The 11773-nt window shown below is 68.9% G+C and carries 11 protein-coding genes; 4 read left to right on the forward strand and 7 right to left on the reverse strand.

Features of this window, described 5'->3' with window-relative positions:
* Window positions 1–11: 11 nt before the first annotated feature.
* The 7 genes from rlmH to ACX9OW_RS09800 all read right to left on the reverse strand — a co-directional run bounded on the left by rlmH (window position 12) and on the right by ACX9OW_RS09800 (window position 6806).
* Window positions 12–482: a 23S rRNA (pseudouridine(1915)-N(3))-methyltransferase RlmH gene (gene rlmH, locus ACX9OW_RS09770; RefSeq protein WP_019662111.1), complete on the reverse strand. Its 471-nt coding sequence runs from the start codon at window positions 480–482 to the stop codon at window positions 12–14.
* 64 nt (window positions 483–546) lie between these two features.
* Window positions 547–957, reverse strand: a complete 411-nt coding sequence (gene rsfS / locus ACX9OW_RS09775) for a ribosome silencing factor (RefSeq protein WP_053520119.1) — start codon at window positions 955–957, stop codon at window positions 547–549.
* A 58-nt stretch (window positions 958–1015) separates the two neighbouring features.
* The gene (gene nadD, locus ACX9OW_RS09780) at window positions 1016–1681 is read right to left on the reverse strand and encodes a nicotinate-nucleotide adenylyltransferase (RefSeq protein ID WP_053520120.1); all 666 of its coding nucleotides are present in this window, start codon (window positions 1679–1681) and stop codon (window positions 1016–1018) included.
* Between the two features lie 3 nt (window positions 1682–1684).
* The gene (holA, locus tag ACX9OW_RS09785; protein WP_053520121.1) at window positions 1685–2722 is read right to left on the reverse strand and encodes a DNA polymerase III subunit delta; all 1038 of its coding nucleotides are present in this window, start codon (window positions 2720–2722) and stop codon (window positions 1685–1687) included.
* Between the two features lie 11 nt (window positions 2723–2733).
* Window positions 2734–3318, reverse strand: coding sequence for an LPS-assembly lipoprotein LptE (locus ACX9OW_RS09790; RefSeq protein WP_053520122.1), 585 nt, complete (start codon window positions 3316–3318; stop codon window positions 2734–2736).
* Window positions 3319–3455: 137 nt separating this feature from the next.
* Entirely contained in the window at window positions 3456–6098 is a 2643-nt protein-coding gene (leuS, locus tag ACX9OW_RS09795; RefSeq protein ID WP_065181980.1) for a leucine--tRNA ligase, read from the reverse strand.
* Window positions 6099–6203: 105 nt separating this feature from the next.
* Window positions 6204–6806 (reverse strand): DUF998 domain-containing protein, encoded by a 603-nt coding sequence (locus tag ACX9OW_RS09800; RefSeq protein ID WP_459062213.1) that lies wholly within the window; start codon window positions 6804–6806, stop codon window positions 6204–6206.
* 123 nt (window positions 6807–6929) lie between these two features.
* On the opposite strand from ACX9OW_RS09800, the gene trxA reads away from it, so the two are divergent.
* From trxA to ACX9OW_RS09820, 4 genes are all read left to right on the forward strand, one after another.
* On the forward strand, window positions 6930–7787 hold the full coding sequence (gene trxA, locus ACX9OW_RS09805) for a thioredoxin (RefSeq protein ID WP_459062214.1): 858 nt from the start codon (window positions 6930–6932) through the stop codon (window positions 7785–7787).
* 153 nt (window positions 7788–7940) lie between these two features.
* On the forward strand, window positions 7941–9605 hold the full coding sequence (locus ACX9OW_RS09810) for a FecR family protein (RefSeq protein WP_459062215.1): 1665 nt from the start codon (window positions 7941–7943) through the stop codon (window positions 9603–9605).
* Entirely contained in the window at window positions 9602–11227 is a 1626-nt protein-coding gene (locus ACX9OW_RS09815; RefSeq protein ID WP_180876102.1) for a CHASE2 domain-containing protein, read from the forward strand. Before ACX9OW_RS09810 ends, ACX9OW_RS09815 begins: the two co-directional genes overlap by 4 nt.
* An 81-nt stretch (window positions 11228–11308) precedes the next feature.
* On the forward strand, window positions 11309–11761 hold the full coding sequence (locus ACX9OW_RS09820) for a DUF4442 domain-containing protein (RefSeq protein WP_459062216.1): 453 nt from the start codon (window positions 11309–11311) through the stop codon (window positions 11759–11761).
* The last annotated feature ends 12 nt before the right edge of the window (window positions 11762–11773 follow it).

Consider the following 11773-nt stretch of genomic DNA (forward strand, 5'->3'; position numbering starts at 1 on the left):
ATAACGGCTCTTCACGCGCGATGGTAGGGGTGATTTGCAATCATTGCGGCGGCCCGGTACAGCTGTTCCGCCACGACCAACCGCACCAGCATGTGCGGCAGCGTGAGCGGACCAATCGACCACTTCTCGTCGGCCAATGCCGAAACTTCGGGCGAATGCCCCTCGGGACCGCCGATCAGGAACGCCAGGTCCCTGCCCTGTCCCCGCCAATGCTCCAGGCGCTGCGCCAGCTGTTCGGAACTGAGCTGGCGGCCGGGCACATCCAGCGCCACGACGTAGGCATTCTTCGGCAGCGCGGCGATCACCCGCCGGCCCTCGTCCTCGGTGGCACGGCGTGGATCGCGGCCTTTGCCGCGCAGGCCGGGCTCGATCTCGACCAGCTCGAACGGCAGCCAGTGCGAGAGCCGCTTCTGGTACTCGGCGAACCCCTGCGCGACCCAACTGGGTGCGCGTTCACCGGTGGCGATCAGGCGGGCTTTCATCAGCGCTCCTCGAAAACGTCGACGGCGCCATCGGCGCCGTCGAAGGGATGCATCAACGTGCGGCTCAGGCCACTTCGTCGTCGCTGGACGGCGGCTGATCACCGACCGTCCACAGGCGCTCGAGGGCGTAGAACTCACGCACGCGCGGCAGCATCACGTGGACGATCACGTCGCCCAGATCGACCAGTACCCACTCGGCTTCGCGCTCGCCCTCAACCCCGAGCGGCATCACGTCGATCTTCTTGGCGAAGCGCACGACCTCGTCGGCGATCGACTTGACGTGGCGGGTCGAAGTACCCGAGACGATCACCAGGTAATCGGCAACGCTGGACCGGCCGCGCACGTCGATCTCGACCAGGTCCTTGGCCTTCAGGTCTTCGGTGGCTTGACGGACACTGGCCAGCAGTTCCGGCACGGACGGCGGCGGGCTGGGCAGATCGACCTTGATGGTCTGGGGCTGGGTCTGGTTGCTCAAAGTGGATCGACTCGATAAACGTGGGGGCGATTATACGGGGATGGCGCGGTCGCGGCATTCACGGTGTTGCCGGATGGTACAGCCGCTGCGCGGCCACGTAGTCGGCCACCGCCGGCGGCAGCAGGGCACGCCAGGGCCCTGCCGCGGCGATCTGCGCGCGCACGGCGCTGGCCGATTCCCCGCGCAGCGGATGGTGCAGGCGCAGGATGCGGCCGGCCGGACTGGCAAACAGGTCCTGTTCGCTGTCGGCCCACCGCCCTTCCAGGACACGGCCGAGCTCGCCGTCGACCGAGGCCTGCAGTGGACTGCCCGGCCGCTCCGCCACCACGAAGTGGGCCAGGCCGAACAGCGCCTCCCACTCATGCCAGCCGGGCAGGCCCAGCAGGCTGTCGGCGCCGACCAGCCAGGCCAGGGGCCGGCTGGGACCGAGCTCGCCGCGCAGTTCGCGCAGGGTATCGACGGTGTAGGACGGGCGACCGGGAAAGCGCGCGGCCCGATCCAGTTCGTGTCGGTCCAGCAGCAGCCCCGGCTCGTCGCCGATGGCCAGCGACAGCATCGTGCAGCGCTGTTCGGCGGTCGCGCCGGGAACCGGGCGGTGCGGTGGATCGGCCGCCGGCAGCATCCGCACCGCGACCTGCAGCTCATCGCGCGCGGCGCGCGCGATCGCCAGGTGCCCCAGGTGCACCGGATCGAAGGTGCCCCCGTAATAGACCCGCAGGCTCATCGATCAGGCCCGGGCCAGCAGCCGCACGGCGCGCGGCTCGGCCACGGCCACCAGCAGGCGCTCCAGCGCCAGCCAGGCGTCGCCGTCGGCGCGCCCCTTGGCGATGCGGTCGACCAGCCCGGCCTCGGCCACGAAACGTTCCCAGCGCTTGCCTTCCGGATGCCGCTGCAGCGCACGCTTGTACGGTGCCTGCCGCGACTCCCAGATGCCGCGCGATTTCATCTCGGCGGCAAGGTTGCCACCGCGCGCCTGCACCCGTGCCAGCCCGGCACCTGCCAGCAGTTCCCGGATCACGATCGGCATCAGCGCGGCCACCGCCTCGCCTTCGCCGCGCAGGCCGGCAAGCATGCGCAGCACCGCCGCCGGTTGCCCGGAGAACGTGGCTTCCACCAGCCGGAATACGTCGTAGCGGGCGGCATCGGCCACCAGCGATTCCATCCGTTCCACGTCCAGCGCGTGCCCATCGGCCAGCAGCGCCAGCTTGTCGATCTCCTGCGCCGCGGCAAGCAGATTGCCTTCCACGCGCTCGGCCAGGCGCTGCACTGCGGCCGGATCCGCGCGCAGGCCTTTGCTGCGCAGGCGACGCTCGATCCAGTCGGGCAGTTCATGCGGCTTGATCGCCCAGGCCACCGACAGCACGCCGACCCGGCCCACCGCTTCAGCCCACTTGCCCTGGTGCGCCTTGCTCCATTCGTTGGCGGTGATCATCAGCACGACGTCCGGTGCCGGATCGGCGCAGAACCGGCTGATCACCTCGGCGCCGTCCTTGCCCGGCTTGCCACTGGGCAACCGCACTTCCACCAGGCGACGGGCACTGAACAGGCTCGGCGCGTTGAAGCTGGCGTCGAGCTGGCCCCAGTCGAAGTCGCGACCATCGGCGTCGAACACCTCGCGCTCACCGATGCCGGCGGCGCGCGCCCGCGCACGGACCGCGTCGGCGGCTTCCAGCACGCGCAGCGTCTCAGGACCGGCGATCAGGTACACCGGCGACAGCGGGGTATCAGCGCCCTGGCTGGCCAGCTGCTCCGGACGCAGTTCCATGCCGGTCCCGGTCAGGGCTTGATGGCCGGTGCCGGTGTCGGCTCGGCCGGAACCGCAGGATCGACCGGCTTCGGCGCGGACAGGCTGCCCCCCTTCGCGACTTCGGCACGGACCACGCTGTCGATGCGGCGGATGATCGAGGCCGACATTTCCCGGCGCAGTTCATCGGCCAGGATCTCGCGCTCGGTGGTGGTACCGGTCGCGTCGGTGGGCGGCGACACGTAGTCGCGCGACAGTTCGATCACCTGCTGCGGCACCAGTTCGCTGCCATCCTCGCGACGGAAGATGAAGATCACCGCGTAGCGCAGGCTGTATTCCTGCGCACGACCCTGCGAGTCGATCGCGATCGGCAGGTCGCCCCAGCGTTCGGACAACACCTGCAGCTGGGTGCTGGGTTCGTTGCCATCCTCGCTCGCCAGCTTGGCGCCGGACGCCTGCAGACTGCGGTTGAGCAGCTTGACCAGTTCACTGTACGGGGCCGTGGAGACCACCTTCACCGGCGCGGTGTCGGTCGGCAACATCAGCTTGTTGCGCAGATGGAAGCCACAGCCGGCAAGGCCGAGGACAAGAACGAGGGCAAGCAGGAGTCGGGTCATGGAGAACAGTCTGGCGGAGCCGGGCGATCACGGCAACAGACAGCGTGCCCGAGACCGCGTGAACGCAGGGCCATCAACCGCATGCCCCCCGCGTTGCTGGAACACCGGCCGCCGGGAGGGCGGCCGGTGCGGGTACATCAGGCGGCGACGATGTTCACGATCTTGCCCGGGACGATGATGATCTTGCGCACCGTCAGGCCTTCCATGAACTTCGCTGCGTTCGGCTCGGCCAGGGCCAGCGCCTCGACCTGCTCGCGAGCGGCATCGGCGGCCACTTCGATGGTGCCGCGCAGCTTGCCGTTGACCTGCACGGCCAGGGTCAGCGCGTCGCGCACCAGCGCGCTGGCGTCGGCCTGCGGGAACGGCTGGTCCTCCAGCAGCGTCTCGCCATGGCCAAGCACCTGCCACAGGGCGTGGCTGGCATGCGGGGTGATCGGATTCAGCAGCAGCACGATGGCCTGCAGTGCTTCCTGACGCACCGCGCGGCCCTGTTCGCTGCCGTCCTCGAACTTGGCCAGCGCGTTCATCAGTTCCATCACCGCAGCGATCGCGGTGTTGAAGCTGTGGCGGCGGCCATAGTCGTCGCCGACCTTGCCGATGGTCTCGTGGGTCTTGCGGCGCAGCGCCTTCTGGCCACCGTCCAGCGCGGCCACGTCCAGCGCGGGGGCGGCACCCTCGGCGGCATGCTTCTGCACCTGGGCCCACAGGCGGCGCAGGAAGCGGGCCATGCCGTCCACGCCGGCCTCGTTCCACTCCAGCGACTGTTCCGGCGGTGCGGCGAACATCGAGAACAGGCGCACGGTGTCGGCGCCATACTTGCCGACCATCGCCTGCGGGTCCACGCCGTTGTTCTTCGACTTGGACATCTTCTCGGTGCCACCGACCACCACCGGCTGACCGTCGGCGATCAGGGTCGCGCCGGTGATGCGGCCGCGCTCGTCACGCTGCACTTCCACGTCGGCGGGATTGATCCAGTCCTTGGAACCGTCCGGGTTCGGACGGTAATAGGTCTCGGCGATCACCATGCCCTGGCACAGCAGATTGCGGGCCGGTTCGTTGCTGTCCACCATCCGCGCGTCACGCAGCAGCTTGTGGTAGAAGCGGAAGTACATCAGATGCAGGATCGCGTGCTCGATGCCACCGATGTACTGGTCCACCGGCAGCCAGTAGTTGCCGCGCTTGTCCACGGCATCACGCGCGCCCGGCGAGGTGTAGCGCGCGTAGTACCAGCTCGACTCCATGAAGGTGTCGAAGGTATCGGTCTCGCGCTCGGCTGCACCGCCGCACTCCGGGCAGGTGGTCTTGCGCCACTCCGGGTCGGTCTTGATCGGCGAACCGGTGCCGGAGAACGCGACGTCCTCCGGCAGCACCACCGGCAGCTGCTCTTCCGGCACCGGTACCGCGCCGCACTTGGCGCAGTAGATCACCGGAATCGGGCAGCCCCAGTAGCGCTGGCGGCTCACGCCCCAGTCGCGCAGGCGGTAGTTGACGCGGCGCTGCCCCTGCGCCTTGCGCTCGAAACGCTCGGCCAGGGCTTCAAAGGCGCCCTGGAAATCCAGCCCGTCGAACTCGGCCGAATTGATCAGTTCGAAGGCACGGTTCTTGTCGCTGTACCAGTCCTGCCAGCGCGCGCCATCCCAATTGCGCTCGTCGTCATTGCGCGGATCCTTCAGCGCGATGACCTGCACGATCGGCAGGCCGTACTTGTTGGCCACTTCGTTGTCGCGCTGGTCATGGCCGGGCACGGCCATCACCGCACCGGTGCCATAGCCCATCAGCACGAAGTTGGCGACCCACACCGGCACCTTCTCGCCGGTGACCGGATGGATGGCGCGCAGGCCGGTATCCATGCCGCGCTTTTCCTGGGTTTCCAGCTCGGCCTCGGACACGCCGCCCTGCTTCATTTCCGACAGCAGCGCGGCCAGTTCCGGATTGTTCTTCGCTGCGTGCAGCGCCAGCGGGTGCTCGGCGGCGATCGAGACGAAGGTCACGCCCATCACGGTGTCCGGGCGGGTGGTGAACACCCGCAGCGGATCCAGCGCGCTGCCATCGACGTCGCGCACGTCGAACTGGATCTCCAGGCCCTCGGAACGACCGATCCAGTTGCGCTGCATGGTCTTGACCGATTCCGGCCAGCCGTCCAGCTCGTCCAGGCCGTCCAGCAGCTCCTGGGCGTAATCGGTGATGCGCAGGAACCACTGCGGAATCTCACGCTTCTCGACCAGCGCACCGGAACGCCAGCCACGGCCGTCGATGACCTGCTCGTTGGCCAGCACGGTCTGGTCGACCGGGTCCCAGTTCACCACCGCGTTGCGACGGTAGGCCAGGCCCTTGCGCATCAGACGGGTGAACATGCGCTGCTCGTGGACGTAATAGTCCGGGCGGCAGGTGGCGAACTCGCGCGACCAGTCGATGGCATAGCCCAGCGACTTCAGCTGGCTGCGCATGTGGTCGATGTTCTTGTAGGTCCACGCCGCCGGCGCGGTTTTGTTCTTGATCGCCGCGTTTTCCGCCGGCAGGCCGAACGCGTCCCAGCCCATCGGCTGCAGCACGTTGTGGCCGGTCATGCGCTTGTAGCGGCTGATCACGTCACCGATCGTGTAATTGCGCACGTGCCCCATGTGCAGCGCACCGGACGGGTACGGAAGCATCGACAGGCAGTAGTACTTCGGCTTGTCGGAAGTCTCGTCGACCTCGAACGCGCGGGTGGCGTCCCAGTACTGCTGGGCGGCGGATTCAACCTGCTGCGGGTCGTAGGCGTTGGGTTCAGCGCTGGTCATGGAACACGCGGATGCGGCGGCAAAGCGGTACAGCGTACCGCAGTGCGGCAAACGTCTCCAATCCTGTCCGACGGCTGTGGGCCCGGTGGCGGCCCCGCGACCGTCTCAACGGGCCCGCGACAGCGGCAGCGCCAACGCCAGCCAGACCGCCCAGCAGGCGAAGGCCAGCCGCTGCGACAGAGGCGCCGGCAGCACGCCCTGCAGGGCGAAGGCTGCCAACGCGGCAACCACACCACAGGCCAGCGCCACCCCGCCCAATGCCCGGCCCTGTGTGTCGCGCAGGCGCGCCGTGCCCAGCAGCAGGGCGCCGGCAACGAAGCCCAGCACCCATACCATCCAGGCGCTGGCATGCAGCTGGCTGGCCAGCCCGTGCAGGTCATCCACATCCAGCGGCAGCACGCCCATGGCGGCGAACGCCAGGCCGGCCAGCAGCAGCATCTGGCTGCCCACACGCGGGGCCCAGCCCGCGGTGGCCGGCAGCTGCCGGCGCAGGCATTCGGCCACCACCACCGCCAGCAGGCCCGGCAGCATGAAGCCCAGCAGATTGAAGCCCAGGGCATGCGGCATCCCCTGCGCGCCCAGCAACGCCACCGGATGGCGAGCCTGCGCATAGCCGTCGAGGCCGGCACCGAAGCCGAGGACCGCAGCCACGAAGACGAGTGCGGCGATCACGCCCGACAGGCGCAGCAAGGGGGACGGCGACGACATGCAGGCTCCACGACAGCGGCAACAGGAAGGCCGCATTGTCGGCCATTTGCAGCGGCCCGGGTTGAGACGGGCAGGTTCCGCCACCATAGAATCCCTCTCCAGATGCCAAGCGATGCCTCCTCCATGACCGAGACGACCTACGTATTCGACGCCACCACTGCGACCTTCGAGGCCGAAGTCCTGCAGAAGTCGCTGCAGACGCCGGTGCTGGTCGATTTCTGGGCCACCTGGTGCGGTCCGTGCAAGACGCTGGGACCGATGCTGGAAAAGCTGGCCGGCGAGTACAACGGCGCCTTTGAGCTGGCCAAGGTCGATGTCGACAAGGAACAGCAGATCGCTGCCGCCTTCCAGATCCGCTCGGTGCCGACCGTGTTCCTGGTCAAGGACGGGCAGCTGGTGGACGGCTTCCCCGGCGCCATCCCGGAGGGCCAGCTGCGCGAGTTCCTGGCCCAGCACGGCATCGTCCCCGCTGATGTCGGCGATACGGTCAGCGAGGAGGAAGCACCGCTGGACCCACAGGCACAGGTGGACGTGCTGCGCGCGCAGATCGCCGCCGAACCGGACAAGGACGAGCTGAAGCTCGACCTGGCCCTGGCCCTGCTGCAGATCGGTGGCGTGGATGAAGCCGGTACGCTGATCGACCGCCTGCCGGCCAACCTGGCCACCGACGACCGCGCCGTGCGCGCCCGTGCACGCCTGGCCTTCGCGTCCGCACTCAAGGACGCCCCGGCCGCCGAGGTGCTCGAATCACGCATCTCCGCCGATGGCCGCGACCTCAAGGCGCGCCATCTGCGGGGCGTGCAGCTGCTGCTGGAGGGTCAGGACGAGGCGGCCCTGGCCCAGTTCCTGGAAATGCTGCGGATCGACCGCGGTTTCGAGGACGGATTGCCGCGCAGGACCCTGATCGACGCCTTCAATGTGATCTCCGACGAGGACCTGGTCGGGCAGTACCGCAGGAAGATGGCCTCGCTGCTGTTCTGAACGGAAGCCTGTCCCGTTCAGAATCCCTGCACTGAACGCGGGCGATAATGTGATCGATGGCGGCCGTTCGGCCGCCGCGATCCATTCGGGGGGATGAGGGTCGGGGCCATTGGGTCTTGCTGCTGCGCCTCCGCATTGCCGGGACTGCAAACTGTGACCTTCGTCCGCACTTCGCCTTTCATTACGCGCCTCCAACGTATCCTGCTGTGTGCCCTCCTGCTGCTGCCGGCCATCGCCGCCGCACAGGACTGGAACTACCGGGTCCGTCCCGGTGACACCCTCTGGGACCTGGGTGGCCTGTACCTGAAGCCTTCCGTGCCCTGGCAACAGCTGCAGCAGCACAACCGCATCGCCAATCCCTATCAGCTGCCGCCGGGCCAGCTGCTGCGCTTCCCGATCAGCTGGCTGCGCACCGAGCCTGCGCCGGCACGGGTCCTGTCCGTGCGCGGCAAGGTCGGGCTGGTGGGCGGCGATGGCAGCGCCACCCGCGCGGTGCGGGCCGGAGAGCAGCTGCGCATCGGCGACACCGTGGAAACCGAAGGCGACTCCAGCATCACCCTCGAATTCGCCGATGCCTCGCGGTTGCAGCTGCGCGAGTATTCGCGCCTGCGCCTGGACCAGCTCAGCCGCTACGGCCGCACCGGCATGGTCGATACCCGCCTGCGCCTGCAGCAGGGCCGGGCCAGCAACCGGGTCACCCCGGCACGTGGCCCGGCATCGCGCTACATCATCGATGCACCGACGGCGACCAGCAGCGTGCGCGGCACGGTCTTCCGCGTCAGCGCCGGCGATGGCGATGCCGGCCGGATCGGTGCCACCGAAGTGCTGGAAGGACGGGTGCAGGTCGCCAACACCCACGGCCAGCGCCTTGTCCGTCCGGGCCAGGCCAGCCGCAACGCCAGCGCCGACAAGGCGCCCGCCGCCGTGGCCGCGCTGCTGCCGGCGCCGACGCTGCGCCAGGATGAGCTGAGACTGGCCCCCCTGCCGAGCCTGCTGGCCTGGGACCCGGTCGCCGGGGCCGACCACTACCGGGTGGAGGTGGTGCAGGCGGCCACCCCGGAAATCCTGCTGTTCGCCGCCACCACCGCCGACACGCGCCTGGCGATCGGCGATCTGCCGCCCGGCGAGCTGCGTGTGCTGCTGCGTGCGGTCGACGCACAGGGCGTGGAGGGCCTGGACGCCAGTGCCGACTTCGAACTCAGCGACCAACCGCCGCCGCCGTTGACCGTCTCTCCGCTGCACGGCCAGACCGTCAACAGCGATCGCCCCCGGTTCCGCTGGACCCGGGCCCCGGGCGCGAGCAGCAGCGTGCTGCAGGTCGCTGCAGAACCGACGTTCACGCAGCCGCTGCAGGAGCAGGCCAGCACCGGTACCGACCTGCGCCTGGCGCAGCCCCTGCCGCCGGGCCAGTACTACTGGCGCGTTGCCTCGCGCGATGACAACGGCCACCAGGGGCGCTATGGACAAGCGCTGCCACTGCAGCTGACCAACGAACCGATGGACCCTGCCCTGCAGCCGCCCGAGGCGGCGCATGGCCAACTGACCCTGCGCTGGCAGGCCGGCAGCGAAGGCCAGCGCTACCGCGTGCAGGTGGATCGTCGTGGCGACTTCGCCAGCCCGATGCTCGATGAAACCGTCGAGCAGCCCCAGGTCAGCTTCAAGCGGCCATGGAGCGGCACCCTGCACGTGCGCGTGCAGTACATCGACGACGACGGGCACGCAGGCGATTTCTCGCCCGCGCAGCAGGTCAAGCTGCCCTGCCGCCTGTGCTACGGCGCCGGCGGCGGCGGTGCGCTGCTGCTCTGGCTGTTGTTATGAGGCGTTCGCCGCTTCCATGGTCCCGACGGATCGCACTGGCCGTGCTGGCCGGTGTGCTGACCGCCGTGGCCAGCCATGGCCAGTGGCTGTGGCGCCAGGATGAAGCGGCCTACGACGCGATGGTCGGCGGCTGGGACTATCGACCCGACCCCAGCGTGCTGATCATCGCCATCGACGAAGGCAGCCTGCAGCGCATCGGCCAATGGCCATGGCCGCGCTCGGTACATGCGCGCCTGCTTGATCGCCTTACCGACGCCGGCGCCGAACGCATCGCACTGGACCTGATGCTGTCAGAACCCGACCGCCGCGACAGCCGCCAGGACGAAATCCTGGCCGCCGCGATCCGGCGCAATGGCCACGTCGTACTGCCCGTGCTGGCGGCGCCGGCAGCCGGCGACCGCATGGCCGAGGAACTGCTGCCCATTCCACTGATCGCGGCCAGCGCTGCGGCGATCGGCCACAGCGATGTCGAAGTGGATGGCGATGGCGTCGCCCGTGGGGTGTACCTGCGCGCCGGCATCGGCCAGCCGCATTGGCCTGCGCTGGGCCTGGCCCTGGCCGGACTGCCCGCCAGCGCGATCGACGGCCTGCCGGATCCCGAGCCGGAGGTCGATTCCCCCTATCAGTGGCGCCGCGACGATTACGTGCGGGTGCGCTACGCCGGCCCGCCGGAACGATTGCCGCAGGTGTCCTATGCCGACGTGCTCGAGGGCCACGTGGACATGGCGATGCTGCATGGGCGACGCATCGTGGTCGGAATGACCGCCAGCGGCATCGCCCCGCGCCTGCTCACGCCGACCACGCGCGAGTACTGGATGAGCGGCAGCGAGTACCAGGCCAACATCGCCTCGATGCTGCTGCAGGGCAGGCAGATCCACGTCCTGCCAAGGTTCTGCCAGGACGCCATCGGTGGCCTGCTGGTGGCGCTGTGCGTGATCCTCCTCGGCCTGCGCCTGCCCTGGCTGACGGCGCTCTGTTCGCTGCCGCTGGCCCCGCTGCTGAGCTGGGCGCTGCTGCGCGCCGGCAACCTGTGGTGGGCACCGGCCAGCGCGATGCTGGGCATCGTGCTGGTGCTGCTGGCCTGGGCGATATGGCGGATCGCGGCCTGGCACCGGCTGGCCAACCGTGACGCGCTGACCGGCCTGGGCAACCGGCTGCGTTTCGAACAGTCGCTGCAGCAGGAATGCGATGCCGCACGGCGCAGCGGCAAGCCGCTCACGCTCGCGCTGATCGACGTCGATCACTTCAAGCACCACAACGACCGTCACGGTCACCAGGTCGGCGATCGCGTACTGCGCGAAGTGGCGCAGCAGATCGCCGCGCACGCGCGTCGCCCGCGCGACAAGGCGGCACGCTACGGCGGCGATGAGTTCGCGCTGGTGCTGCCGGATACGCCGGCCGAGGGCGCGCGGCAGGTGATCGAAGACCTCATCCAGAGCATCCGCGCCCTGCCCGCACCGGGTGAAGGCCATGGCGGCGGCATCACCCTGACCATCGGCGTCTATACCCGCATCCCCAACGGCGAGCTGCAACCCCACCATTTCGTGGAAGGTGCCGACGCGGCGCTGTACCAGGCCAAGGCCAATGGTCGCGACGGCTACGTGATCGACGCCGCAGGGTGACACGCGCCGCGCCGCGCACAGCTACAACATACGCATGCGAATGGTTAGACTTGGGGCCCGCCCTCCGTCCTCGCGATGCACATGAACGCCCGCCTGTTCCGTTTCGGCATCAACCTGTGGCCGCCCTTCCTGTTCACCGGCATCCACGTCACCCGGGTCAGCCCGGACTACCGGCAGATCGACGTCGAGCTGCGCCAGCGCCCCTGGAACCGCAACTACGTGGGCACCCACTTCGGTGGCAGCCTGTTTGCGATGACCGACCCGTTCTGGATGCTGGGCCTGCTGCATATTCTCGGCCGCGACTACTACGTGTGGGACCGCGCCGGCGCGATCGACTTCCTCAAGCCGGGGCGCGGTACCGTGCGCACGTCGTTCCGCATCGACGATGCGCTGCTGGACGAACTGCGCGCCGACGCTGCCGGCGGCGGCAAAGTGCTGCGCTGGTTCAGCAACGATCTGGTCGATGAAAGCGGCGAGGTGGTCGCCCAGGTGCGCAAGCAGGTCTACCTGCGGCTGAAGCCGCACGCACGCTGATCCCGGCCGCAT

The organism is Stenotrophomonas genospecies 5 (assembly GCF_054473825.1).

What these genes read in the sequence shown, in the direction of transcription:
- rlmH (WP_019662111.1), bottom strand. Translation starts at nt 482, where the DNA reads ATGAAAGCCCGCCTGATCGCCACCGGTGAACGCGCACCCAGTTGGGTC.
- nadD (WP_053520120.1), bottom strand. Translation starts at nt 1,681, where the DNA reads ATGAGCCTGCGGGTCTATTACGGGGGCACCTTCGATCCGGTGCACCTG.
- holA (WP_053520121.1), bottom strand. Translation starts at nt 2,722, where the DNA reads ATGGAACTGCGTCCGGAGCAGCTGGCCAGCCAGGGCGCTGATACCCCG.
- ACX9OW_RS09790 (WP_053520122.1), bottom strand. Translation starts at nt 3,318, where the DNA reads ATGACCCGACTCCTGCTTGCCCTCGTTCTTGTCCTCGGCCTTGCCGGC.
- leuS (WP_065181980.1), bottom strand. Translation starts at nt 6,098, where the DNA reads ATGACCAGCGCTGAACCCAACGCCTACGACCCGCAGCAGGTTGAATCC.
- ACX9OW_RS09800 (WP_459062213.1), bottom strand. Translation starts at nt 6,806, where the DNA reads ATGTCGTCGCCGTCCCCCTTGCTGCGCCTGTCGGGCGTGATCGCCGCA.
- trxA (WP_459062214.1), top strand. Translation starts at nt 6,930, where the DNA reads ATGACCGAGACGACCTACGTATTCGACGCCACCACTGCGACCTTCGAG.
- ACX9OW_RS09815 (WP_180876102.1), top strand. Translation starts at nt 9,602, where the DNA reads ATGAGGCGTTCGCCGCTTCCATGGTCCCGACGGATCGCACTGGCCGTG.
- ACX9OW_RS09820 (WP_459062216.1), top strand. Translation starts at nt 11,309, where the DNA reads ATGAACGCCCGCCTGTTCCGTTTCGGCATCAACCTGTGGCCGCCCTTC.